25 protein-coding genes are annotated in these 24642 nt (G+C 64.7%); 11 read left to right on the top strand and 14 right to left on the bottom strand.

What is annotated here, in order from left to right; translation table 11 throughout:
• Genes C0V72_RS11390 through C0V72_RS11380 form a run of 3 tightly spaced genes read right to left on the bottom strand, consistent with a single transcriptional unit; the run spans nucleotide 1 to nucleotide 2915 of the window.
• Nucleotides 1–984 carry an efflux RND transporter periplasmic adaptor subunit gene (locus tag C0V72_RS11390; protein WP_101794260.1) on the bottom strand — a complete coding sequence of 328 codons (984 nt, stop codon included), beginning with the start codon at nucleotides 982–984 and terminating at the stop codon, nucleotides 1–3.
• Between the two features lie 48 nt (nucleotides 985–1032).
• Nucleotides 1033–1764, bottom strand: coding sequence for an ABC transporter ATP-binding protein (locus C0V72_RS11385; RefSeq protein WP_101794285.1), 732 nt, complete (start codon nucleotides 1762–1764; stop codon nucleotides 1033–1035).
• A gap of 14 nt (nucleotides 1765–1778) precedes the next feature.
• Nucleotides 1779–2915, bottom strand: coding sequence for an ABC transporter permease (locus tag C0V72_RS11380; protein WP_101794259.1), 1137 nt, complete (start codon nucleotides 2913–2915; stop codon nucleotides 1779–1781).
• Between the two features lie 181 nt (nucleotides 2916–3096).
• Here C0V72_RS11380 and C0V72_RS11375 point away from each other — a divergent pair, with 181 nt between their 5' ends.
• The gene (locus C0V72_RS11375; protein WP_233999912.1) at nucleotides 3097–3675 is read left to right on the top strand and encodes a TetR/AcrR family transcriptional regulator; all 579 of its coding nucleotides are present in this window, start codon (nucleotides 3097–3099) and stop codon (nucleotides 3673–3675) included.
• Nucleotides 3676–3782: 107 nt separating this feature from the next.
• Nucleotides 3783–5750, top strand: a complete 1968-nt coding sequence (gene ftsH / locus C0V72_RS11370) for an ATP-dependent zinc metalloprotease FtsH (RefSeq protein WP_101794257.1) — start codon at nucleotides 3783–3785, stop codon at nucleotides 5748–5750.
• Nucleotides 5751–5899: 149 nt separating this feature from the next.
• Here ftsH and C0V72_RS11365 read toward each other — a convergent pair whose 3' ends face one another.
• From C0V72_RS11365 to C0V72_RS11330, 8 genes are all read right to left on the bottom strand, one after another.
• Nucleotides 5900–6955: a DUF3667 domain-containing protein gene (locus tag C0V72_RS11365; RefSeq protein ID WP_101794256.1), complete on the bottom strand. Its 1056-nt coding sequence runs from the start codon at nucleotides 6953–6955 to the stop codon at nucleotides 5900–5902.
• A 65-nt stretch (nucleotides 6956–7020) separates the two neighbouring features.
• Nucleotides 7021–7752: a ParA family protein gene (locus C0V72_RS11360; protein WP_101794284.1), complete on the bottom strand. Its 732-nt coding sequence runs from the start codon at nucleotides 7750–7752 to the stop codon at nucleotides 7021–7023.
• 221 nt (nucleotides 7753–7973) lie between these two features.
• Nucleotides 7974–8318: a DNA-directed RNA polymerase subunit omega gene (gene rpoZ, locus C0V72_RS11355; RefSeq protein ID WP_101794255.1), complete on the bottom strand. Its 345-nt coding sequence runs from the start codon at nucleotides 8316–8318 to the stop codon at nucleotides 7974–7976.
• Between the two features lie 111 nt (nucleotides 8319–8429).
• A complete protein-coding gene (locus C0V72_RS11350) occupies nucleotides 8430–9233 on the bottom strand; it encodes a lipid II flippase family protein (RefSeq protein WP_101794254.1) in 804 nt (267 codons plus the stop codon).
• 16 nt (nucleotides 9234–9249) lie between these two features.
• Complete coding sequence (locus C0V72_RS11345) at nucleotides 9250–10023, bottom strand: sulfite exporter TauE/SafE family protein (protein WP_101794253.1); 774 nt, start codon at nucleotides 10021–10023, stop codon at nucleotides 9250–9252.
• Between the two features lie 40 nt (nucleotides 10024–10063).
• Nucleotides 10064–12502: a TonB-dependent receptor gene (locus C0V72_RS11340; protein WP_101794252.1), complete on the bottom strand. Its 2439-nt coding sequence runs from the start codon at nucleotides 12500–12502 to the stop codon at nucleotides 10064–10066.
• A 110-nt stretch (nucleotides 12503–12612) separates the two neighbouring features.
• The gene (locus tag C0V72_RS11335; protein WP_101794251.1) at nucleotides 12613–12780 is read right to left on the bottom strand and encodes a YezD family protein; all 168 of its coding nucleotides are present in this window, start codon (nucleotides 12778–12780) and stop codon (nucleotides 12613–12615) included.
• Between the two features lie 144 nt (nucleotides 12781–12924).
• Nucleotides 12925–13365, bottom strand: coding sequence for an RrF2 family transcriptional regulator (locus C0V72_RS11330; protein ID WP_101794250.1), 441 nt, complete (start codon nucleotides 13363–13365; stop codon nucleotides 12925–12927).
• 130 nt (nucleotides 13366–13495) lie between these two features.
• Here C0V72_RS11330 and C0V72_RS11325 point away from each other — a divergent pair, with 130 nt between their 5' ends.
• The 6 genes from C0V72_RS11325 (at nucleotide 13496) to C0V72_RS11300 (ending at nucleotide 19319) form a co-directional block, all read left to right on the top strand.
• A complete protein-coding gene (locus tag C0V72_RS11325; RefSeq protein WP_101794249.1) occupies nucleotides 13496–14701 on the top strand; it encodes a phospholipase D-like domain-containing protein in 1206 nt (401 codons plus the stop codon).
• A gap of 113 nt (nucleotides 14702–14814) precedes the next feature.
• Nucleotides 14815–15732, top strand: a complete 918-nt coding sequence (locus tag C0V72_RS11320; protein ID WP_101794248.1) for an ABC transporter ATP-binding protein — start codon at nucleotides 14815–14817, stop codon at nucleotides 15730–15732.
• Nucleotides 15732–16487, top strand: coding sequence for an ABC transporter permease (locus tag C0V72_RS11315; RefSeq protein WP_101794247.1), 756 nt, complete (start codon nucleotides 15732–15734; stop codon nucleotides 16485–16487). Before C0V72_RS11320 ends, C0V72_RS11315 begins: the two co-directional genes overlap by 1 nt.
• A 1-nt stretch (nucleotide 16488) precedes the next feature.
• A complete protein-coding gene (locus C0V72_RS11310) occupies nucleotides 16489–17589 on the top strand; it encodes a sensor histidine kinase (protein ID WP_101794246.1) in 1101 nt (366 codons plus the stop codon).
• Nucleotides 17586–18191, top strand: a complete 606-nt coding sequence (locus C0V72_RS11305) for a response regulator transcription factor (RefSeq protein ID WP_101794245.1) — start codon at nucleotides 17586–17588, stop codon at nucleotides 18189–18191. The genes C0V72_RS11310 and C0V72_RS11305 overlap by 4 nt, the downstream gene beginning before the upstream one ends.
• Before the next feature lie 99 nt (nucleotides 18192–18290).
• Nucleotides 18291–19319: an acyl-CoA thioester hydrolase/BAAT C-terminal domain-containing protein gene (locus C0V72_RS11300; RefSeq protein ID WP_172439004.1), complete on the top strand. Its 1029-nt coding sequence runs from the start codon at nucleotides 18291–18293 to the stop codon at nucleotides 19317–19319.
• A gap of 4 nt (nucleotides 19320–19323) precedes the next feature.
• Here C0V72_RS11300 and C0V72_RS11295 read toward each other — a convergent pair whose 3' ends face one another.
• Nucleotides 19324–20844, bottom strand: a complete 1521-nt coding sequence (locus C0V72_RS11295; RefSeq protein ID WP_172439003.1) for a replicative DNA helicase — start codon at nucleotides 20842–20844, stop codon at nucleotides 19324–19326.
• A 148-nt stretch (nucleotides 20845–20992) separates the two neighbouring features.
• On the opposite strand from C0V72_RS11295, the gene C0V72_RS11290 reads away from it, so the two are divergent.
• The 3 genes from C0V72_RS11290 to C0V72_RS11280 all read left to right on the top strand — a co-directional run bounded on the left by C0V72_RS11290 (nucleotide 20993) and on the right by C0V72_RS11280 (nucleotide 22692).
• Nucleotides 20993–21526 carry a UPF0262 family protein gene (locus tag C0V72_RS11290; protein WP_233999911.1) on the top strand — a complete coding sequence of 178 codons (534 nt, stop codon included), beginning with the start codon at nucleotides 20993–20995 and terminating at the stop codon, nucleotides 21524–21526.
• A 66-nt stretch (nucleotides 21527–21592) separates the two neighbouring features.
• Nucleotides 21593–22270: a glycoside hydrolase family 25 protein gene (locus C0V72_RS11285; RefSeq protein WP_233999910.1), complete on the top strand. Its 678-nt coding sequence runs from the start codon at nucleotides 21593–21595 to the stop codon at nucleotides 22268–22270.
• Entirely contained in the window at nucleotides 22249–22692 is a 444-nt protein-coding gene (locus C0V72_RS11280) for a cytidine deaminase (protein WP_233999909.1), read from the top strand. The genes C0V72_RS11285 and C0V72_RS11280 overlap by 22 nt, the downstream gene beginning before the upstream one ends.
• Nucleotides 22693–22702: 10 nt before the next feature.
• Here the strand turns inward: C0V72_RS11280 and C0V72_RS11275 are convergent, their stop codons facing one another.
• Together C0V72_RS11275 and C0V72_RS11270 are read right to left on the bottom strand one after the other, a co-directional pair.
• Nucleotides 22703–23842 (bottom strand): M14 family metallopeptidase, encoded by a 1140-nt coding sequence (locus C0V72_RS11275; protein ID WP_101794241.1) that lies wholly within the window; start codon nucleotides 23840–23842, stop codon nucleotides 22703–22705.
• Nucleotides 23839–24468 (bottom strand): hypothetical protein, encoded by a 630-nt coding sequence (locus tag C0V72_RS11270; protein ID WP_101794240.1) that lies wholly within the window; start codon nucleotides 24466–24468, stop codon nucleotides 23839–23841. Before C0V72_RS11270 ends, C0V72_RS11275 begins: the two co-directional genes overlap by 4 nt.
• Nucleotides 24469–24642: the final 174 nt, after the last annotated feature.

Below are 24642 nucleotides of genomic sequence, written 5' to 3'. Positions count from 1 at the left end.
TCAGCCCTCCGCCTTGGCGGCCGCACCGGCCTTGGCGGGGATGAAGGCGTCGATCTGCTGGCCGACGCGGAACGCCTCTGACGGCGGCAGGGCGTAGATCAACTGGAGCACGCGCACATCAACCCGTTCCGCCGCGCTGTTGGTGAGCGAACGCTTGGGCACCACCTGCGGTTCGGCGCGCACGAAGGTGGCATCGACGTGGAGTTCCGCCGCGCCGCGCGGGGAAATCACCGCAGGCGCGCCCAGCTTGACCCGCGCGACCTCGTTTTCATCAATGTCGACGCGCACGTGAAGCGGGTTGGTTTCGCCCATCTGGATGAACGGGATGCTGTTGCCGCCCTGCGTGGCGACGAATTCACCGGGCCGGATGTTGACCGCCAGAATCTCGCCCGCAATCGGCGCGCGGATCACCAGCCGTTCGATCTCGGTGCGGGCGGCAGCGGCGGCCGATTGCGATGCGGCAAGGCGCGCGCGGGCAAGGCCCAGCCGGCTGGTTGCGGCCGCTTCCTCACCCTCGGCGCGGATCACTTCGGCGCGGCTGACGGCGGCGGGATCGGTGAGGCTGCGATAGAGATCAAGCTGCTGGCGCGCTGTCTTCTGCGCGGCGCTGGCTTCGGCAATGGAGGCGCGGGCTTCGGCAATCGCCGCGTTGGCCTGATCGAGGCTGGCCTGCGCGGCGCGGGCATCGACGGTGAACAGCACCTCGCCTTTGGCCACCCGGTCGCCGGGCCGGACCCGCACGTCGATAACAAGGCCGGACAGGGCCGAACCAATGTCGATCACCTCGCTCGCCGGTTCGACGATGCCTGCGCCGGCAACGCGCGGTTCATTGGCCAGCTTGCCGACGGCCTTGGGGGGCTGTTCAGCCGGCTCGGCGGTCGACCGGTCGGGCAGGCCGACAAACACCAGCCACACGGCAACAGCGATGCCGATCAGCGCGGCAATCGGCAGGATCTGTCGGGCAAAACTCAGATTGCGCAGCATGGCGTCCTCGGCGGGTTCGGGAGAAGGAGGGAAGCGGGACGGGCAGCATCAATGGCCATCGGGCATTTCCTTGCCGTCATGGGTGATGCGCCCGTCTTCAAGCACGATGATCCGGTCAGCCAGATCGAAGATGCGGTTATCGTGGGTGACGATGATGCAGGCCCGGTCGGGTGCGACCGCGACTTCGCGCAGCAGGTCCATCACCCGGCGGCCCGACGAGGCATCCAGCGCCGCAGTCGGCTCGTCACACACCACCAGCCGCGGTTCGTGCACCAGCGCGCGGGCAATGGCGACGCGCTGCTGCTGCCCGCCCGAAAGCTGGCGCGGCAGCTTGTCCGCCTGATTGCCGATATTGAGCTTGTCGAGCAGCACCTTGGCCCGTTCGCGTGCCTCGGCGCGGGGCACGCCTTGTGCAATCAGCGGGACAGCCGCGTTGCTGGCGACGTCGATCGATGGGATCAGGTTATACTGCTGGAAGATGAAGCCGATATTGTTGAGGCGGAAGTTGACCAGTTCGGTATCCGACAGCTTGTAGATATCCGTGCCGAAGACCTTCACCTCGCCTTCGGTGGGCCAAAGGATCCCGCACATGATCGAGATCAGCGTGGTCTTGCCCGATCCGCTTTCGCCCACGACATAGGTCATCTCGCCCGCGCGGATCTCGGTATCGATCTCGTGCAGCACGCGGATGGTGGTTTGCCCGGCCTCGAAATCGCGGGCGATGCCGCGCGCGCAGATGGCCGCTTCGGAGGCGCGGTTGCCGATTGTCGACGTGTCCATGGTCACCTCCCCGCTCATCTGAACACCGAGGCCGGTTCGGTGTTGAGCACGCTGCGGATGGCGATCAGGCCGGTGATGGCCAAGATCACCACGACCGCCGCCAGGCTGATGAGCGGGATCTGCCAAGGGATGTAGAACCCCTTGAAGAACGGATTGGTGCTGAAGCCCTTGATAAAGGCCACTGTACCGATCACGCCCAGCGCATATCCGATCAGGCCGACCATTCCGGCCTGCACGCCCACCATCTGCACGATCTTGGCATTGGTGACGCCGATCGCCTTCAAGGCACCGAACTGCTTGATGTTGTCGCGCAGGAACAGGCTGAAGGTGAGGCCGACAATCGCGATCCCGACGACGAAGCCGAGAAATACCGTAATGCCGAAATTGGTCGGGATGCCGGTGTTCTCGATAATGAAATTGACCCCGGCCTGCGCAAATTCTTCGCGGGTCTCGGCCTTGAGGCCGGTCTCCGCCTCGATCCGGGCGGCCACAGCTTCGGGGGTTTGCCCTTCGCTCACGCCGACGAGCACGAAGCTGAGGCGGTTGCGGGTACCAGGCACGAAGTTCAGCGCGCTGGAATAGCGGGTGTAGAGCACCACCGTGCTGGTAAAGCTGGGGATGGCGTCGGAAATGCCGCGGATCACGGCGCGCTGATCGTTCAGTTCGAGCCGCTCGCCCAGCGCGCTGTCTGCATCGGGGAACAGGCGGGTGGTGCCGACATCGTCGATCACCACACTATCAGGGGCGAACAGCACCGATTTGTCGCCCATCGCCATGCGCTCGGGCAAGCCGATCAGGGTGGCATCATCGACCCCGACGATTCCCACGCCTTCAAGATCGCCGTCCTTGGTGCGGACATTGGCGACTGCGCGCAGATGCGGCACCGCCCATTCGACACCGGGGACCGACCGCACCCGGTCCAATGCAGTGCCGGGCATCGCATAGCTGACATCGGTGGTGCGGCTGACCGGGTCCATCACCCATACCTCAGCCTCGGGCGCGTTGTAGACGCCGCTGGCGCCGCGTTCGACCAGATTGACGAAGATCGTCATCTGCTGCGTGATGAGCAAGGTGGAGAAGCCGATGCCGAACAACAGCCCGTAAAACTTCTGGGCGTCTCCGGTGAGCATCCTGATGGCGATCCAGAGCAACGGTCAGACACCTTTACGAGCAGAGAGGGTTGCACGGGTTGGCGAACGGGTCCATGATTAGTGAACGCCAGCGTTTAATTGAACGGAGCCGTTCATTTTGTCAATCTGCGGTTCATCTGAACCCGAAAAAAAATCCGGTCGCCGCAAGGTTGGCCGTCCGCTTGATGCGGCCAAGCGCGCCGTGATTGTTGAGACGGCCGCGCATCATTTCTTTCACCACGGCTACGCCGCAACCGCCATCGAGCAGGTCGCCGCAGACGCGGGCGTTTCCAAGGTCACGATTTACAACCAGTTCGGTGACAAGCGGGCCCTGTTTACCGCTGCGGTCGAATGCGAATGCGAAAAGATGCGCGGCAGCTTCAGCATGGACGCGATGCCGCACGGGACCATCCGCGAACGGCTGACCATGCTTGGCGAGGCGATTTTTGCCTTTCTCTTCCGCCCCGAAATGATCCAGTTCGAACGCCGGATCGCCGCTGAAACCGAACATGACCCCGCGATTGGCGCAGCCTTTCTGGAAGCCGGGCCGCGGCGCATGAAAGCGGGCTTTGCGGCCTGGCTGCGTCACGCTGCGGTGACCGGCGATCTCGTTATCGACGATGCGGAACTGGCAGCGGAACAGTTCGTCTCGATGTGCAAGGGCATGGGCGATCTTGAGCGGCGGTTTGGTGCCCGCCTTGATGCCGATGAAAGTCGCCGGCGGATTCGCGGCGCGGTCGACGTGTTCCTGGCGGCCTATGCAGCTCCCGGCCATCGATAATTCGCATCACGCTGTTCGAAAATTAGCATCAAGTGCCGGGGGGCGCATTATCTTGCCATTCGCCGCAGCCGTCCTACATTGTGACCTGACGAAAGGAATCCCCTGTAATGAGTCAGCAAAACGATCCCCAGCCGCAAGGCGAAGGCCCTAACCCCTGGGTCAAGCAGCTGATGATCTGGGGCGGGATCTTTCTTGCCTTGCTGCTGGTGGTGACCATGTTCAGCAATGCCGGCCAGTCCGGCGGCGCTGCGATCCGCTATTCTGATTTCCGTGCTGCTGTCGCCGAAGGCGAAGTGCAGGACGTGCAGATGGGCACGGACATGATCACCGGCACGCTCAAGAACGGCGAGGCCTTCAGCACTGTTCCGGTGCCCAATGATGTCGAAATCACCAAGCTGATGGAAGACAACGGCGTGCGCTTTACCGGCAAGGCGCGCGAAGGGCAGAATGTCCTGCTGTTCATCTTGCTCAATTCACTGCCCTTTATCCTGATCCTCGGGATCGCCTTCTTCGCGCTGCGCCAGATGCAGAAGGGCGGCGGCGGCGGAGCAATGGGCTTTGGCAAGTCCAAGGCCAAGCTGCTGACCGAACGGTCGGGCAAGGTGACCTTCGACGATGTCGCGGGCATCGACGAAGCGCGCGAAGAATTGCAGGAAATCGTCGAATTCCTGCGCGATCCACAGCGCTTCTCCAAGCTCGGCGGTCAGATCCCCAAGGGCGCGCTGCTGGTCGGCTCGCCCGGTACCGGCAAGACGCTGCTCGCCCGCGCCATTGCAGGCGAAGCCGGCGTGCCGTTCTTCACCATTTCGGGTTCGGACTTTGTCGAAATGTTCGTGGGCGTCGGCGCCAGCCGTGTGCGCGACATGTTCGAACAGGCCAAGAAGAACGCGCCGTGCATCGTCTTCATCGACGAAATCGACGCTGTGGGCCGTTCGCGCGGTAACGGCCTTGGCAATTCGAATGACGAGCGCGAACAGACGCTGAACCAGCTGCTGGTCGAAATGGACGGGTTCGAAGCCAACGAAGGCATCATCATCATCGCGGCGACCAACCGTCCCGACGTGCTCGATCCCGCCCTGCTGCGTCCGGGCCGGTTTGACCGTCAGGTGGTCGTGCCGATCCCCGATATTGACGGGCGTGAGAAGATCCTTGCTGTGCACATGAAGAAGGTGCCGCTGGCCCCTGACGTCAACTCGCGTGTGATTGCGCGCGGCACCCCGGGCTTCTCGGGCGCCGATCTCGCCAACCTCGTCAACGAGGCCGCCCTGTTGGCCGCGCGCCGTAACAAGCGGCTGGTGGCGATGCAGGAGTTCGAGGACGCCAAGGACAAGGTCATGATGGGCGCCGAGCGTCGCAGCATGGTGATGACCGACGACGAAAAGAAGATGACCGCTTATCACGAAGCCGGCCATGCGATTGTCTCGGTCCACGAAAAGGCGTCTGATCCGATCCACAAGGCCACCATCATCCCGCGCGGCCGCGCGCTGGGCATGGTGATGCGTTTGCCGGAACGGGACAGCTATTCCTACCACCGTGACAAGATGCACGCGAACCTGTCGGTCAGCATGGGCGGCCGCGTGGCGGAAGAAATCATCTTCGGCCATGACAAGGTCAGCTCCGGCGCGTCTTCCGACATCCAGTACGCGACCAATCTGGCGCGCAGCATGGTGACGCAGTGGGGCATGTCGGACAAGCTCGGCCCGCTCCAGTATGAAGAGCAGTCCGAAGGCTATCTCGGCATGGGCGCCTCGCAGCGGACCTTCCGTTCGGGCCAGACCAACGAATTGATCGATAACGAGATCAAGGGTCTGGTCGAAGGGGCGCACAAGCGGGCGACGGATATCCTCAAGACCAACGAGGATCAGCTCCACCTGCTGGCACAGGCCCTGCTCGAATATGAAACGCTGACCGGTGATGAGATCAACGCGCTGCTTGAAAACGGCCGGATCGACCGCCCGGATGCGCCGCGTGGACCGAGCGTTGCTGTGCAGGTGCGTGGGTCTGCCATTCCCAAGGCCGGCAAGCGCTTCGGCCCGAAGGAAGCGGGCGGCGATGGAGCGCCGCAAGGAGCCTGACACTTATTGCAGCATCACACAGGGCGCCGGGAGCAATTCCGGCGCCCTTTTCGTGTGTCCAGGCCACCTATGCGTAATCGCGCATCGCCACTGCTTGCTCCACCTGAACCCCGGGTGTCATTACGGGCTTATGCGCCGCACCTGCGGGCTCAAAACGCGCCCAGCACACCCAGGATAAGCACAAACAGCATCAGCACGATCTGGCTCGATATCAGCAGCATGCCAAACCGCCAGAACGCCGAAAAGCGGCTCAGACCATAGGCATAGCGCAACTGCTTGTAGAGGTGCAGCGGCGAAGCGATCAGGAACAGCAGTACCGCCCACCCTCCACCGCCCGGGATGGTGCTGAGGATCGACATCACGATGAACAGCATCGACATGAAACTGAGCGAATAGGTCACGAACACCGCGTGGTCATAGGCCTTGTACTGCCGCCGCCAGGCGAACATCAGCCACAAGAACGGCACCGACAAGGGGATCAGCAACCAACTGAATTTATAGCCATTGGCCTGTAACTTGTAGATCATCAGGCCCGGGTTCTTCTGCCACTTGGCGATCAGCTTCTTGTCGACCCAATCGATCCCGGTGTTCACGTTGACGACCTTGTTCGATCCGCCGGACCGGCTGGCGGCCTTGGCGAGAACGAAGTTGAGGCCTTTGAGTTCGTTGGCGATTTCCGTCCGGCGCGGGCTGGTGGCCGGCAGGGCTGCGCGTTCTTTTTCCAGGGTGTTGATCTGCTCGCGCACATCGGCCTGAAACGGCGTGTCATCGTCCGACCCGAACAGATCGGACGCAATATCCGTCGGCGCGCCGATGCCAACCATCTGAAAAACGGCGAACATTGCAAAGATGGTGAACAGAAACATCGCCATCGGACTGACGAATTTGGCGCGTTCCCCGGCGACATAGCGCCGGGTCAACTCGCCCGGTTTGAAGGTGAGCAGCGGCAGCGTGTCCCACATCTTCCCGTCAAGGTGCAGCACGGCGTGCATGATATCGTGCCCGATGGCCGCAAGACTGCGGTGAATGTGCGCCTTTTGGCCGCATTGGGGGCAGAAATGACCGTGATAGGTAGCGCGGCAATTGGCGCAGGATACGGCGCCGGTAGGGGAATGGCCACTCACCTCGCCCGCCTGCGGTTCAACCGCACGCGCCAGCAATCCGCCCTCGATCGCTGCGCCGATCCCTTCGCCCAATGCGTTCATGCCGCGCGCCCCCGTGTTTTCATTCGGCTCTGGTATAGGCCGATTTGGCGCACCTGCAAAACCGGCTATTTCTGCGCAAGCTTGCGCTCGATCGCGGTCCAGAGTTGGGCAATGGCCCGGGCCGCCGGTGAGCGCGGCGCAAAGGCGCCCACAGGCTGGCGTTCCACCGCGCATTGTTCGACCGCACTGGCAAGCGGGATGATCGGCCAGGTCGGATTGGCATCGCGCGCCTCGCGGTGCAGGCTGCGGCGCAGATCGAGCATTGTCAGCACGGGCAGGATCGGAGGATGGCCCTTGCCACTTCCGCGCACTTCTTCGACCACCACATCAAGCGCCCGGGCTGAAAGCGGCGACGGGGGCAGCGGCACGATCACGACATCGGCGGCGCGCATGATCTGGGCGCTCAACTCATTGAGAACAGGCGGACAATCGAAGATAATCCGGTCATAGGCCTTGCTCAGCCCCTCGGTCAGCCGGGCGATCCGCTTTTTCTTGCCAAGCCGGTCAAGCTGCCGGTCAAGCGTGCGGATGCTTTCGTCGGCGGGCAGCAGATCGAGACCCGGGTAGGCGGTGGACTGAATGACCTTGGCGGTATCGCTTCCGTCAGCGAAGATACTGTCTGCGCTGTGTTTTCTTTTGGGATCAACGCCCAGCAGAAAGCCCGAGCCGTTGGCTGCGTCCAAATCCCACAGCAGGGTTTTGCGGCGCGACAATGTGCTGGCACACCAGGCGAGGTTGACGGCCAGCGTGGTCTTTCCGACCCCGCCCTTGACGCTGTAAATCGCGATCGATGCCATGCGCCCTGTGCTGCCCCGTGTTGTGACCGGATCGTTACAACATACAGGGATAACGCGGGCATCGCCCATGGCAAGCACCTGCACGGCAGCGTCAAGAACCGGTCAAACCCAGCCCTGGGCCGGTCAAGTGGCACGACAAAACGATCAAGGGGCGGTCTAAACCCGGCTAAACCGGGTCTGGACCGCCCCTGAAATCAGGCTAATAATTTGAAACGAAAGGATTACCCGTCGTAATCGCCGCCCAGCGAGGAGGTGCGGGCAGGCGCAGAGGCGGTGATCCGCAGCGCTTCGGCCGACTGGCTGAGCGAACCGATTTCGTCGGCCTCGTCCTCGTCATCGGGGAGGATCTTTTGCAGGCTGGTCACCAGCGATTCGTGCAGCGCACGCGGGCCGATGGTTTCTTCCGCGATTTCGCGCAAGGCAACGACCGGGTTCTTGTCACGGTCCCGATCAATCGTCAGTTCGCTCCCGCCGGAAATCTCACGGGCGCGCTGTGCAGCAAGCAATACGAGGTCGAACCGGTTGGAAACCTTGTCGACGCAATCTTCAACGGTAACGCGTGCCATGGGCGGCCTTCTGACGGATTCGGGAAAGGGAAGCGGGCGGGCTAAGCCTCAAGGGGGGCAAAGTCAAGGAAAACGGCCAGGCCCAGCGGTGCAGCCATGGGCGCCGGAGGGTCAGATCCACCCTGCCGCCCAGGCGATCACCACTGCGGCCGGCACCAGCAACACCTGGGCAGCCAGCGTGCCGGCAAGGCGGCTGAGCGATACCCACACCATCGCCCGGCGGAAGGTCGCCTCGCTCACGCTGCCATCGACCACATCATCGGTCAGCGCCGAGATTTGCGGATCGATCAGGGCAAACAGCAGGATCGTGGCAAACCCGTTGACGATGGCGGTCATCTGCGAGGCGGTGACGCGGAATTCGGGTACGAGGTAGCCGGCATAAAGTGAGGCGATCACGCCAACCGCCAGCAGGCCCTGCGCCATCGCATTGGCGGCGAGCACGGCCCAGCTCACGCCGCGCGGCTGTTTGAGTGCGCGAAGGGTGCCGCTGGCCGGAATCGCAACCGCTTCGCGGATGGTGCGAAGGCCTGCCGGGGTGACGCTCCGCAGCAGCAGCCGGGTGGTGGAGCGATGGGCCTGAAAATGCGTGATCGCCGCCGCAAACAGGCGCTGGCCGGTTGGCACCAGCACGATCCCCAGCATCACCGCCGCCGCGGCGGACAGCAGCACCAGCCTGAGATCGAGCAGCAGCGCCTCGCCCCCGCCGCTGGCCAGCGCGGTTTCGATCCGCTTGGCAAGGAAGGGCCCCAAAAACCCGTTCGACGTGCGGGAAACCAGCAGCAGCACGTTGAACAGCGCAAACGACAGCGCGATGCGCCCGGTTCGCACCCCCGCTATGCGCGCAGCATAGGCCAGCGCGCCGATGAGGTTGATGATCCCCGTCAGCGCGCAGATGAGGATCAGTTCGGTGTCCATCACGCCCGCTCCTGCGTCAGATGATCGGCCACGCTTTGTAGATGCTGAAGGCGCTGGTGACGATCAAAACCACCGCGACCGCCAGCAGCAGCGTTCGGGGTTGCACGCGGCTGGCAAGGATTGCACCGAAGGGCGCAGCGATCACCCCGCCGATAATCAGGCCGACCGTGATGAAGGTGAAGGCGGCAAAGCCGATCGAAGCAATGAAGGCGATCGAGATCGACAGGGTCAGCAGGAATTCGGCGGAATTGACTGTCCCGATGATCTTGCGCGGATCGCCGCCCTGGATCAGCAGGTTGGAGGTCACCACCGGCCCCCACCCGCCGCCGCCCGCTGCATCCAGAAACCCGCCCACCGCCGCCAGCGGGCTGGTGAAACGCGGGTCTGCAAACCGCGGTTTGGACAGGCGGATACCGCGCCACAGCAGGTAAAAGCCGATGCCGGTGAGGTAGATCATGACGAAGGGCCGGGCGGCCGACGCATCGACATTCGACAACAGATAGGCCCCGCTGACCCCGCCCAGCACACCGAAGGGCACCAGCCGCCGGAACAGCCCCCAATCGACATTGCGGTGCCAGATATGGCTCGCCCCCGATGCCCCTGTGGTGAACAGTTCGACCAGATGGACACTGGCTGAAGCCGCTGCCGGCGGCACGCCCAGCGCGCTCACCAGCAGGGTCTGCGTGATGACCCCGAAGGCCATGCCCAGCGCACCGTCGATCATCTGAGCGGCCATGCCGATCGCGATGAAGGGAGCGATGTCGATCAGAAGCGGGATGATATCAGGCATGAGGCGGTCCTCTCTGCATGGAGCAGGGTCAGGGCAGGATCTAGAAAGTAATGCTGGCAGTCGCGCCCCAGGTGCGCGGATCGCCGGGCAGGCCTGCAATCAGCCCGGTATTGCCGGGCCCGACGAAGAGCTGCTCGAAATAGTTCTGGTCAAAGGCATTGCGCACCCAGGCGAACAGGTTGAGGCCGTCATCGGCGCGGAAGCCGACCCGAAAGTTCGACAGGTGGTAGCCTGCGATCTGCGTCGCGGCCGATGGTGAGGCATTGGATGAAAACTCCGTCCGGTAGCTGCCGTCATAACCCAGATAGGCCTCGCCATCCTTGCCAAAAACGCTGGCTGGCAGATTGCCTTCTGCGCCGAAGGAAAATGACCATTCCGACACGCCAGGCAGGCGCTGGCCCGAAATGTCGCAATTGGCCGGGCTGATCCCGCCGGGTGTGCCGGGCGCGGACGGGGTTTGTCCGGGCGCCGCCGTGGTGCCGCCAGCCAGTTCCGGCGGGCAGGGCGCGTCGACAAAGCGGATATACTTCGCGTCCGTATAGGCCCCGCTGACATAGGCGGTGAACCGCTGGCTGGGGCGGATGCTGAAGTCCGCCTCAACCCCTTGCGAGCGCACTTTGCCCGCATTGGCGAGGAAGCCGCGCAGCACGCCGAACTGGCCATTGGTGACGGTTGCCTGATAATCGCGGATGTCGGTGCGGAAGGCTGCGAGGTTGAGCGTTGCGCGGCGATCCCAGAACTGGCTTTTCAGGCCGATTTCGAAGTGATCGACGGTTTCGGGCCGGATCGTCCCCGCCTCGGCAATCGGCACGCCATTGGCATCGGTGGGCAGGCCGTTCTGATTGATCCCGATGGTCTTGAAGCTGCGCGCATAGGTGCCGTAGCCCAGCACATCGGGCGCCAGTTCATAGCTCAGTGTCAGATCGTAGGTGAGGTTCCAGTCGGTATCCTCGGGCGCGCTTTGCTGCGGCTGGAACACGCCCAGCTGCGCCCGGCTGCGGGCGTCGGTTTCGGTGCCGGTCAGCTCGGTCCCGGTGCCGGTGAAGACCCGGCGCTCGTAAAAGCCGCGCTTCTCGTCATAGTTGAGACGCACGCCCGGCTGGATCGTGAAGGCATCGGTGACCTTCCAGCTCAATTGCCCGAACAGCGCGGCGCTGGTGCTTTCAAGGAACTGGGTGTTGCGCGCGGTCAGCCCGTTCAGCACCGTGGGATCATTCGACAGCGGGTTATTGGGCGCAATCGTCCAGCGGCTGGAGGCCGGACCGTGCGCTTCGAGACCCTGCGTGTCGATCCGCTGATCGAAAGCGAAGGCCCCGACCACGAAATCGAAGGCGTCGCCAGTGTAGGCGTAGCGCAGTTCCTGGGTGTACTGGTTCTGCTGCGAAGGGTTGTTGGAGGCGATGACGATCGGCAGGCCCGTGAAATCGCGGTCATTGCGCGGGATCCAGTCCCAATACCGCCACGCCGTTACCGAGGTGAAGGTGCCCGGGCCGATGTCCCACACCAACCGCAGCGCCGCGCCCGCAATGACGTTGGCGGCCCGGAGTTCAGCATCGAGATCGCTCAGCCGGTCGAACGCGTTGGTGCTGGGCGGTGCATAGTTCTGCGCGGCGGCCAGCGCGGCGAATTGCCGGTTCAGCGGGCGCTGGGTCGCGGTGGTGCCGACAAACACCGATCCGCAGCACACCGCATCCTGCTTGTTATAGTCACCCACCAGAGTGATTTTCAGGTTGCTCGCCGGCTCCCACAACAGCTGCCCGCGCACGCCGATATTATCGAGGCTCTGGATGTTCTGTCCGGTTACGACATTGGTAATCGTCCCGCGCCGTGTGGTGCCCGACACCGCCACCCGCGCCGCAACCGTTTCGGACAGCGGGCCGGACAGTGACAGGCGGGATTGGCGGAAATCGAAATTGCCAAGGCTCACCTCTGTCCGGCCTTCGAAGGCAAAGGTCGGCTGATTGGTGGTGATGTTGATCGCGCCCGCGGTCGTGTTCTTGCCGTACAGCGTGCCCTGCGGCCCGCGCAGCACTTCGATCTGGGCGACATCGAGGAAATCGAACGTCGCCGAGGCCACGCGCGAATAATAGACATCGTCGATATAGATGCCGACACCCTGTTCGAACCCGTCGCTGGTCAGCCCGAACGGCGCGCCAAGGCCGCGGATGTTGACGGCGGTGTTGCGCGGGTTGGACGAATAGAACTGCAAGGTCGGCGTCAATTGCTGAAGCCGCGCCACGTTGAACGAGCCGGTTTCATCCAGCTGCTTGGCATCGATCACCGACACGGCGAGCGGAATGGATTGCGCGCTTTCGGAGCGGCGGCGGGCGGTGACCATAATGTCATTGCTGGCAGGCTCCTGTGCGGCGTCGGAGGAAGGTTCGGCCGGCGCTGCGTCCTGCGCGGCAGCAGGCGCGGGCAGGACCGCGACCAGCGCCGCGCTGAGCAGCAAGACGCTGCGAGTGGAAATCGGATACATGGTCTCGCCTTTGCAAGCGGGCATCATGCATCCGGTGGTCCGGTCTGCGGGTCCCTGGTGTGGTGTGGTGATGTGAGAGGATCGTGGCTGCGCCGGCCGGGTCAGGCCGATCAATCGGTCAGCCGCTTCCTTTCGGTAACGTCGATCTGCATGACCTTGCCGTCATGCACCGTCAGCTGGATCGCGCCGTAACGCAGCCGGCTCAGCGCATCGCTGACCACGGCCAGGGCTTCGGGCAGAATGCCGCCGGGGGTAGAGAGTTTCTCGTTGCGGTCCATGGATGGGCCTTTCGTTGCGCGGGGTCTGTCCGCAGCGACGCAATTAAACTCAAGCGATTTACTTGACAATAGGCTTCGCGAACAGATTTTCTGCATTGCGACAAAAGGTGGGGTTTATGCGCCGCGATGCTGGCCGCTGATCGTTCAGGCGGTGTCCTGACCGAACGAAGGCACGGGCTCAATCGGGTCGGAAAGCCGAATGCCATCAAGGATTTGCGCGGTTCGGTCGCGCACGTCCAGCAACAGCGCGCGGGTCCGGCATTCGCCTTCCTCAAGGCAATTCTTGCACTTTTCATGGGCATAGCGGCTGGCACAGGGCACCAGCGCCAAGGATCCGCGCATGTGCCGGATGAGATCGCCATAGGTGATGTCGACCGGCGGGATCGCCAGCCAATAGCCGCCGTCACGCCCACGCTGCGATTCGACCAGCCCTGCGCGTGTCAGTTCCGACAGGATCACGGTCAGAAACTTGGCCGGGATTTTCTGGGCTTCGGCAATCGCGGCCAGCTGCATTGGCCCCTCGCGATAATGATCGGCGAGGTGCTGCATCGCTCTGATGGCATAGCGGGTCTTCTGCGACAGCATGGCTTTGTCTATCCCGCTGGTAGGCAATCAGGTCAAGAGCCTGGACGATCAACTACGGCTCCCGCACAGGGTAACCGCTTTACCGCGCGGCTCTGTCAACTGACCGCGGTTTCAGGCTACACATCCTGCCATGGCCACACCTCACGCCGAATCGCCCGCCGCCGACCCGGCTGACACAGCCTGCGACTACGCGGATCTGGAACCCTTCAGCCTTACAGCGGCGGGACACGAATTTACGTTCTATCCCCGCGGACAAGACCGGCTGCGCGCGTTGGTGGATCTGATTGGCAGCGCTGAGGCGAGCCTCAGGGTGTTCTACTATCTGTTTGATAGCGACATCTCGGGCACGATGGTGCGCGATGCGCTGGTGGAAGCGGCCCGGCGCGGGGTTACGGTTGAACTGATCGTCGATGATTTCGGCAATGATGCGGGCGCCGATTTCTTTGCGCCGCTGACCGAGGCGGGCGGCAATTTTGCGATCTTTTCCCCCAAATGGGGCAAGCGCTATCTGGTGCGCAATCATCAGAAGTTTGTGATCGCCGATGAACGCCGGGTGATGACTGGCGGGGCCAATGTCTCGGACCATTATTTTGCGATCCCTGCCGATAATGGCTGGTGCGATCTGTCGGCGATCATCGAAGGGCCGGTGGCGGATCAGTTCACCCGCTGGTTCGGCCTGCTGCAACGCTGGGTCGCCAATGAGGAAGCGGGGCGCACCCGCCAGCTGCGGGCCTTGCGCGATATCGTGAAGGAATGGGACGGCGGAGATGGCCCGGTGCGGCTGCTGGTTGGCGGCCCGCTGGTGCGCAAGGGCCACTGGGCCTGGGTGCTGCGCCGCGATCTGGTGGGGGCCAAGCGGCTCGACACAGTCTCGGCCTATTTCTCCCCGCCGCGCAGTTTCCGCCGCTTGTTCGCGCGGATCGGGCGGCGCGGCAGCGCGCGGATGATCATGCCGGGCAAATCGGATATTTCCGCCGCGATCGACATGGCCCGGCTGCTCTATGGCAAGCTGCTGCGCGCGGGCGTCAAGATCTTTGAATTCACCCCCTGCAAGCTGCACATGAAGCTGCTGGTGGTGGATGACATCAGCTATGTCGGCAGCGCCAATCTCGACAAGCGGTCGTTCCGCGTCAATGTCGAGCTGATGGTGCGGATCGAGGATGCCGGGCTTGCGGCGCGGCTGCGCGAACTGATCGATCATATGGAAGCGGCCAGCATGCCGATCACGCCGGAATGGTACGCGCGCGAAAGCACGGTGTTCAACCGGCTGCGCTGGCGGCTGGCCTATTGGATGAGCCTGGCTGATTACCGCATCAGCAAGGCGGGCACGGGTTAGGGGGCTGATAGGCCGGGGGTGACATCCGTCATATCCCGCCCCTGACACCCCGCACTGCCTGCTGGCCCGGAGCCAGGCTATTTCGGTCTCGTTATCAACGAAAGGGACCGATCATGCCGCTCAACGCTTGCCCGCCTGTCGCCATGCTGGGCCATGTAACCAAGGCTTATAAGGGCCGCCGCGTGCTCGATGGGTTCGATTTCGCGCTGGAGGCCGGACAGGTGACCGCATTGCTCGGCCCCAACGGCGCAGGCAAATCGACGGTGGCCGGGTTGCTGACGGGCCGTATTGCCGCTGATGCGGGCACGGTGCAGCTGTTCGGGCTCGACCCGCGCGCGCCGTTGGCCCGGGCAAGGCTGGGGATCATGCTGCAAGCGGGCGGCCTGCCCGAAACCCTGACCGTGGCCGAAGCGGTGGCGCTGCACGCGGGCTATTTCGCCCGCAGCCTGCCGACCAGCGATGTGCTCGAACAGGCGGGCCTCACCGATCTGGCGCACCGCCGCTGCGACCGTCTCTCCGGCGGGGAGGCGCGCAAGGTGCAGTTCGCGCTCGCCATTGCCGGGTCGCCCGATCTGCTGGTTCTGGACGAGCCGACCACCGGCTTCGATCCCGAAGCGCGCCGGGCGATGTGGCAGGTGGTGCGCGCCAAGGCTGAAGCCGGGGCCGCCGTGCTGCTCGCCACGCACCACATGGACGAGGCCGAGGCGCTGGCCGACCGGATCGTGGTGATCGCCGATGGCCGCATCCTCGCCGATGGCCCGCCCGCCGCAATCAAGGCGCAGGTCGCCGCCAGCGTGCTGAAACTGCGCACGCGTCTTGCCGCGCAGCGCTTTGCGGCGCTGCCCGGCGTGGTCAAGGTGGAGACGGTCGGCGCTGATCTCGCCATCCTGACCACCGCCCCGCGCGCCGCGCTGGAAGCGGCCTTCGCGCTCGACCCAGCGATCGAAGCTTTCGAAGTCACCAGCGCGAGCCTGGAAGACGCACTCGCCAATCTTGTCACCGCCAACCGCACCATGAAGGAGGCTGCATAATGTCCGCCGCTCTGATCGCCCCCGCACCCGCCGTCTATGCCCGTGAAAGCTGGGCAGAGATCGTCAAATCGGCACGGATGCCGCAGTTCATCATTCCCACGATTGCCTTGCCGCCCGCATTCTACGCGCTGTTCGCATTGGCGATGGGGCAGGGCAGCGCCGAGGTTGCAACCCGCACGCTGGCGACCTTCGGGGTGTTTGCAGTGATGGGCCCGGCGCTGTTCGGCTTTGGTGCCAATATCGCGGCTGAACGCGAAAGCGGCCAGCTGGAACTGAAGCGCCTTTCGCCCATGCCTGCTGGCGCGCAGATCGCCGCCAAGGTGGCGGCGACCACGGTGTTCAGCATGGTGGCCTTCGTGCTGCTCTATGCGTTGGGGCTGGCGGGCGGGGTGGTGCTGCCGGCCGGGCGCTGGGCGGCGCTGATCGCGGTGCACACGCTGGCGATCATTCCCTTTGCGCTGATCGGGCTTGGCATCGGCTACCGGCTTGGCCAGAAAGGCGCGGTGGCGGTGGCCAATATCGTGTTTCTGGCGATGGCTGTGCTGGGGGGATTGTGGATGCCGATTGCCGTCTTGCCGCAGGCGATGCAGGCTCTGGCCTGGACGCTGCCGTCCTACCATCTGGGCGAGATCGCGCTGATGGCGGTGGGCAAGTCGGATGCGGCCAACCTGTGGCTCCATGCTGGCCCGCTCGCGCTGATTACTCTGGCCGCCGCTCTGTTCGCCTGGACGGGTGAGCGTCAGCAGGCCGGGTGACATGACAGGCGCTGACACCAAGGTGGCCAAAGGCCGGATGCTGCGATGGGAAGCCATCGATCATCCGGCCATCTGGCTGGCCTATCTCCCGCTGTTCTTCATCCCCTGGTTCATCCGCTTGCCCAGCCCGGTGCAGATGATCGCCGCCGGGATTGGTCTGGCGGTGTTCCTCGGCCTGTATTTCGCCTCGATGAGCGCGGCGGGCGGGCGGCTGGTGGCGCTGGCAGTGGCCTGTCTGCTGCTCTCCTTCGCGCTCGCCTTTACGGGCAGCAACTGGACGGTGATCGCGGTCTATGCAGCCGCCATGATCGCCGAACTGCGCCCGGCCCGGCGCGCGAGCTTTGCGGTGGGCGGCTTTGCGGCGGCCAGCGCTGGCTTGGCATGGGTGACCGGCCAGCCGGCGATTTACTGGCTTTTGGGCGTGTTCCTGATGATCATGGTCGGCATCGGCAATATCTCGCGCGCGGCCTTGCAGGACAAGAACCGCGCGCTCGCCGCCGCGCAGGAGGAAGTGCGCAACTTTGCCGCCTCGGCCGAGCGGGAGCGGATCGGGCGCGATCTGCACGATCTGCTGGGCCGCACGCTGACACTGATAGCGCTGAAAGCCGATCTGGCCGCGCGCCTGTCGGCCACTGCGCCGGACAAGGCGACCGCTGAAATGCGCGACATCGCCGCCGCCGCGCGCGAAGGGCTGGCCGAAGTGCGCGCCGCGGTCAGCGGGATGACCGGGGCCAGCCTCGCGCGGGAAATCGCCGGGTCGAAGGCCGCGCTCGCCGCCGCCGGGATCGCTTGCGAGATCGAAGGCGATGCCGAGGCTATCGATCCGGGCACCAGCGCCGTGCTGGCCATGGCGCTGCGCGAGGCGGTGACCAACGTGATCCGCCATTCCGGCGCGCGCACCTGCCGCATCGCGCTGATCCAGCAGCCGGGGGGATTGGAACTGATGGTCAGCGACGATGGTGATGGCAAAGCGGTTCGCTCTGGCGGCGGGATCGCCGGGCTGACATCGCGCCTGACCGCAGCGGGCGGCGACCTTGCGGTGCATGGCGATGCGCAGGGCACCCGCCTCACCGCGCGTCTGCCCCAAGGAGCGCTCGCATGATCCGGCTGGTGATTGCCGAAGATCAGGCGCTGGTGCTGGGCGCGCTGGCGACGCTGCTGGGGCTGGAGAATGACATCGACATCATCGCCCGCGTCGGAGACGGCGCCGCGGCGCTCGACGCGGTGCGTGAGCACAAGCCCGATATTCTCCTCTCCGATATCGAAATGCCGCAAATGAGCGGTCTCGACGTGGCCGAAGCCATCGCGCGCGAAGGGCTGGCGGCCCGCGTGCTGATTGTCACCACCTTCGGACGGGCGGGTTATCTGCGCCGCGCGATGGATGCAGGCGTGCGCGGCTACCTGCTGAAGGACACGCCGTCCGACGCGCTGGCGGCTGCGATCCGCAAGGTGGCCGCCGGTGGCCGCGCGATCGCGCCTGAACTGGCCGAACTGGCGTGGGACGCGCCCGCCAACCCCCTGACTGAACGGGAGCGTGATGTGCTGCGGCTGGCGGACGAGGGGCGGTCGAACAAGGAAATCGCCCGCCAGCTTGATCTGTCGCCCGGAACGGTGCGCAACTACCTCTCCGAAGCCTCGGCCAAGCTTTATGCCGCCAGCCGGATCGAAGCCGGACGCATCGCGCGCGATCGCGGGTGGTTGTGAGTCGCACCATGACGCTTGTCACCCCGCCGCGCTGACACCCTGCACTGCCGCGTCCCCGATCCCGGCGGCATCTGTATCGGAAACATGGGAGCCAAGCCGATGACATGGACCAAAGGAGTGATGGCAGCCGCAGCGATCGCGGGCCTGCTGGGCGCAGCGGCGTTGTTCAAAGGCCTGGCGCCTGACCGTTACGGCCTGCCGGAAATCGAAGTGCTCGCACCCGGCAAGACGGGGCAGCGGATTACGGAAGGACGGTTGTTCGGCAACTACTTTCCTGCCGCTGGCTCTGCCTTAGCTTCCGCCACTGGCCAGCACCCGGCGGTGCTGCTGCTGGGCGGATCGGAAGGCGGGCTGGGCAGCGGCACGCATGTGATGGCGCTGGCCTTGCAGAAGGAAGGCTTTGCCGTCTTCCACCTCGCCTATTTCGGTGCGCCGGGGCAATCCGATGCGCTGGAGCGCGTGCCGCTGGAACTGTTTGATGAGGGGCTGGCGTGGCTGAAAGCGCAGCCCGGCGTCGATCCGGCGCGGATTGCGGTGATGGGCGCGTCCAAGGGGGCAGAGGCCGCGCTGCTGGTCGCCGCCCGCCGCCCCGATCTGGTCGCCGCCATCGCCGGGATGCCAACCAGCGTTGCCTGGAACGGGGTCAACTGGGCCAGCGGCGGGCAGTCCGAATATGCCTCGTGGACGGCAGGCGGCCAGCAGGTGGCAACCATGCCGTTTGGCGACTGGGATCAGGCGCAAGGCATCATCAGCGTCTATCGCAAGGTCGAAGACCCCGCCCATCAGGCCGCCGCCGCGCGCGCCGCGATCCCGGTCGAACGCGCGCGGGCCAAGGTGCTGCTGGTGTGCGGAGAGGCTGAAACCATGTGGCCCGCCTGCCCGATGGCGCGGCAGGTCGCCGCCCGCAGCACGGCGCGCCGCGGCCCGCCGGTCACGGTGCTGGCCTACAAGGACGCTGGCCATTTCGTGTTCGGCCCGCCGATTGCGCGCGAACACCCCGTTTATGACCGGCTGGGCGAATATGGTGGCAGCATCGCCGGCAATGCCGCCGCGCGGGCCGATAGCTGGCCCAAGGTGATCGCGTTCCTGAAACAGGCCGCCGACGCTGCGCCCGCCGACCCGGCCTGATGCGCTATTCGTAACCGTAGTCCGAATAGTCCTTGTAATTGGGCGAGGTAAACTTGGTGATGTCGCTCTGGAAGTGGAGCGGCACGTTGCCAGTCGACCCGTGGCGCTGCTTGGCCACGATCAGCGTTGCACGGCCCACCATCGCCTCGAACTTTTCTTCCCACGCGCGGTATTTTTCCTGCACGTCGGGCGTGCTGCTGGCATCGGGCGTGTCGGGCTTGACCAGCAGGTGATAGTAATCGCCGCGGAAGATGAACCACACCATGTCGGCGTCCTGCTCGATCGAGCCGGATTCGCGCAGGTCGGACAGCATCGGGCGCTTGTCCTCGCGCTGTTCGACCGCGCGGCTAAGCTGCGACAGCGCGATCACCGGCACCTGCAATTCCTTGGCCAGCGTTTTCAGGCCCCGGCTGATTTCCGAGATTTCGTTCACCCGGTTGTCGTTCGCGCGGCCCGATCCCTGCAACAGCTGGAGGTAATCGACGATGATGAGGCCAATGTCATGCCGCCGCTTCATCCGCCGCGCGCGGGTGCGCAAGGCGCCGATGGTCAGCGCGGGCGTATCGTCGATATAGAGCGGCAGTTCGGCCAGCCGCTGGCTGGCATAGGACAGCTTCTGGAAATCCTCGCGCGACAATTTACCGCTGCGCAGCGCTTCCGATGAAATCTCCGCCTGTTCCGCCAGAATACGGGTGGCGAGCTGATCCGCGCTCATTTCCAGACTGAAGAAGGCCACCGGCCCGCCATAGTTGAACTCGCCCCCGTCGCGCTGCCATTCAAGATGCTTTTCGGCGCAATTGAAGGCGATATTGGTGGCGAGCGAGGTTTTGCCCATGCCGGGGCGTCCGGCCAGAATGATAAGGTCGGAACTGTGCAGGCCGCTCGTCTTCTGGTCGATGGTGGCAAGGCCCGTGGTCTTGCCCGACAGGCCCCCGCCCGAATTCATCGCCGCTTCGGCCAGTTTGATCGCATGCATGGCAGCTTCGCGGAAGGTTGCCGCTTCCCGGCCCGTCGCCGCGCCTTCAGCCACGCGGAACAGATCGGCTTCGGCCTGCGCGATGCGGTCCAGCGGCGAGGTGTCTTCCGAGGTATCAAGCGCGCCTTCGACCAGCCCGCGCCCGACGCTGACAAGTTCGCGCAGCAAGGCGAGGTCATAGATTTGCTGGGCCAGTTCGCGCGGAACCAGCAGGCCGGCGCCGCTGGCGGTCAGCTGCGCCAGATAGGATGTGCCGCCCAGTTCCTTCAGCGCCTCGTCCGCCTCGAAAAACGGGCGCAGCGTCACGGGCGAGGCGGTGGCGTTGCGTTCGATCAGGGTCAGCACCCGCTCATAGATGCGGGCGTGCAGGCCTTCGAAGAAATGTTCAGGCCGGATCGGCACCGGCAATTCCTCGATCACCCGGTTGTCGATCAGCACCGCGCCAAGAAACGCGGCCTCGGCATCAAGATTATAGGGCAGCTTGCGCGCCACAGCTTCGCTGTCGCCAGCTTGCGGTTTGATCGGGGTGACTTTTTCGGGTTCGGCCATGGCCGCCTGATGCGCGCGACTGGCGGCTGCGCGCAAGGGTAAGGGCGCGCAATTTTTATTTTGGTCGCTGTGGATAGTGGGGAGATCGCGTCCCCAACCCTATCGAAGTGCTTGAAGTGTCGCCCCCCGATCTGCGAAGGCAGGGGTTATGGGCCATCCGCCGTCCGATTCCCTGCCTGTTTCTCCCGCGCCCGGGGCCGCGGGTGCGCATCGCATTGCCCAGATCACGCTGGATGAAGCAACGATCCTGTGGCGCAATGCCGATGTCGAACAGGAACGCCGTGTGGCGATTTATGATCTGATCGAGGAAAACAGCTTCAAGCCGCTGCGCTCGGCCGAACGCGGGGCGCCGGGGCCGTACCACCTGCATCTGTCGGTGACCGATGGGCGGCTGGTGATGGACATCCGCGATACCGGCGACGTGCTGCTGGAAACGTTGCTGATCGGCATGGGCCGGTTCCGCCGCCCGATCCGCGAGTATTTCGCGATCTGCGATTCGTATTATCAGGCGATTCGCAAGGCCACCCCGGCCGAGATCGAGACGATCGACATGGCCCGGCGCGGCATTCACAACAACGCGGCCGAACTGCTGCTGGAGCGGCTGGACGGCAAGGTCGACACCGATTTTGCAACAGCGCGGCGCTTGTTCACGCTGATCTGCGTGCTGCACATCAAGGGCTGAGGGGCAGGGCAGGCAGGCATGGCAAAAGGGGGCAAGGCCAGGGCGCTACGGGCGCCCAGGCGCTGGTTGCTGCGGTTGGCGGCGCTGGTGGTGCTGTTCGCCATGGCTTTCGCCGCCTGGCTGTGGTGGGACATGCGCGCCTGGCGCCCTGACCCGGCGATGTACCCCGAACAAGGCGCGCTGGTTCCCGCAAGCGGCGCCGATGTGCGCTTTGCAACCTTGAAGGCGGTGGGCGCGCAGTTTGTCTATTTGCCGCTGGCCGCCGGAGCCTCCGGCACCGACGCGCCCGGTGGCTTTGCCGACCGGTTTGCCCGCGCGCAGGAGGCGGGCTTGCAGGTCGGCGTGTTGCTGCATTTTGATCCTTGCGCAGGCGCCGATGCGCAAAGCGGATTGTTTGCCCAGATGGTCCCGCGTGATCCCGACCTGCTGCCGCCCGCCATCGGCCTTGATCGGTTGGCTGACACGTGTGCGCCCAAGGTCAGCGATGCGGCGGTGGAAAGCGAGCTGATGACGCTCATCAACCAGATCGAGACCCATGCCGGCCGGTCGGTGATTCTCAAGCTGACGCCCGCCTTTCAGGAGCGTCACAGCACCGCGACCACGCTGGCGCGCGACCTGTGGCTGGCCCGCGACCGCGCGCGGCCGGACTATGCGGGCCGTCCGTGGCTGTTATGGAGCGCCAACAGCGCGCTGGTGACCGAAGCGAGCGAGGAGCCGGTGGAATGGGTGGTGGTGCAGAAATGACGCTGGGTGATGCGCAGGAACAGGCGCTGATTGACGCAGCCTTTGCGGCGGCGGCGCAGGCCTATGCACCCTATTCCGATTACCCCGTCGGCGCGGCGCTGTTGTTTGATGACGGCGCGGTGATCACCGGCTGCAATGTCGAGAACGCCAGCTACGGCCTTGCCCTGTGCGCTGAGACGGTCGCGGTTGCCAAGGCGCTGGGCGAAGGGCGGCGCGGCGGGTTGGTGGCGGTCGCGGTGGTCGGGCTGAAGGCCGATGCCGAGCCGATCACCCCCTGCGGGCGCTGCCGTCAGGTGCTGAACGAAGTCGCGGCCTTGGGCAGCACCGATCCGCTGGTGCTGTGCGTAGCCAAGGACGGCGTGCGGCGCATCACGCTGTCAGCGCTGCTGCCGCACGCCTTCGGGCCTTCGCACTTAGGCTAGGCTTCACGCCTCAGGCGGATTTGGCCTCAAGCCACTCGACCAGCGCGGCCATGCATTCGCGGCCCAACAGCTTGCAGCGCTCGGGCGACCAGCCCTGTTCAGGCTCGGGGAAGTCGGCGAGATCCTTGTACGGCATCTCCAGCGTCATCGCGACCGCGCCGAAGCGTTCGGCGAGCTGGTTGGTGCTCATCGACAGGTTCGCGCGGCCCGGTGCGGCCTTGGGATAGCCCAGCTTGGTCTGGAAATCGGGCGTGCGGCGATCAAGAATGCGCTGGTAGCGATCATAGCCATCGCCTTGCGCCTGCGTCCACGAAGGGATGCCGTCAAACCCGGCAATGAACACCGCGGGGATGGCTTCGTCGGCATGCGCGTCGATGGCGAAATCGACCCCCGTTTCGTCCATCCGGTTGCGGATCGCCAGCACCTCGGGCGAACGTTCGGGCGTGGGATCGGCCCACTCGCGGTTGAGGTTGGTGCCCACCGCATTGGTGCGCAAATGCCCGCGGCGCGATCCATCCGGGTTGCAGTTGGGAACGATGTGGATGCGGCAGGCCTTGCGCAGTGCGCGCGCGACCGGATCGGCCGGATCGATCAGGCATTCAATCGCGCCCTCCATCCACCATTCGGCCTGGGTTTCGCCCGGATGCTGGCGGGCATAGAGCCAGACCTGCACGTCGCCTTCGCCCAGTTCGAGGCAATCGATCGGTTGCCCGTCCAGCGTGGTGCCCAGCCGGACGTAGTCCACGCCCTCGCAGGCCGCGGTTTCGGCAATCAGATCGTGGTGCCGTTCCATCGAATAGGGCGCAAAGTAAGCCACCCAGAACACGCCGCCGGCCGGCACATAACGCACGGTCAGCGTGCCGCCGTCCTCGTCCTTGTCAAAGGTGCTTGCCGCACGCGCCCAGTAATCGCGGTCTTCCGAGACGCAGGCGTCATAGTCGGGCCAGCCGCCGGGATAGGCGCTGGCATTCAGACCGGTCAGCTTGAGCACCGCCTCTTCGCCCGCGGGCGCGGTGACGCGGAAATGGAACCACTGGAAAAACTCCGAAGCATTGTCGCGCCGGATCGCAAGGCGCGCGGTGGCGCCGTCGATCCCCAGCACGTCGATATTGCCGCTGTCGAATCCGGCATCGATAAAAAGAGCGGTCATCGGGTTCCCTGAAGTTTCTTGACGTCGATTGTTACGGTCTCGCCATTGCCACCGGGAAAGTCCCGGAACAACCCGGAAGCCAGCGTGCGCGCGCTGGTATCGATTTGCGAATAGGGCGACTTCACCCCGGTCGCCAGCTGCGCGCGGCCCTCCCACAGGGCGGCGTTGGCATCATTGGTGATCCGCACCGACAGTTCGGTGTTGACCGCCGGCCCTTCGCGGCCCCCGCCCAGATTGATGCCGACGCCCATGCCAAGGCCCGACCCAAAGCTGCCCGTTCCCCCGCCCACGCCGACATTCACCGGCCCCCGGCGATTATCGATGGTGGCGGCAATCGGCGTGCGGGCGGTGCGGATGGCCGCAACCTGAACGCCGCGGCCTTCCTGCGCGGCGATGGTGTAGCCCAGCGCCTGCAATTCTTGCGTCACCGCCGCCGTGATCGCCGCTTTGGCCTGCGCATTGGCGATCTCGTCCGGGAAATAGATCACGATGGGCCCTTGCCCGAGGCCCGCCCGGTCAGGCGCGACAAAGCGGGTGACCTCGACCGGTCCGGTGAAAGGTGTGGTCGCACACGCCGACAGCGCAAGGGCAGCAGCAAGCGTGGCAAGCAGGGATAGGCGGGGCATGGCGCAGGTTCCTTTTGTGGTCAGCGTCTTATAAGGCGCACGGATGAACCTGCACAGACTGGCTTTTGGTGACCCCAGATTAGACCTGTTGCGAAAGCCGGGCCAGTTTGATTTTTCTGGGACATCGAGTGAGGACAGGGGGGTGTCTTTTGATGCAAGGGATCAGAAGCCGGC

This window comes from Porphyrobacter sp. TH134 (genome assembly GCF_002855495.1).
Taxonomy (GTDB): domain Bacteria; phylum Pseudomonadota; class Alphaproteobacteria; order Sphingomonadales; family Sphingomonadaceae; genus Erythrobacter.
Note: the sequence above shows the minus strand (reverse complement) of the source record. Positions and strands in the feature narration are given on the sequence as shown.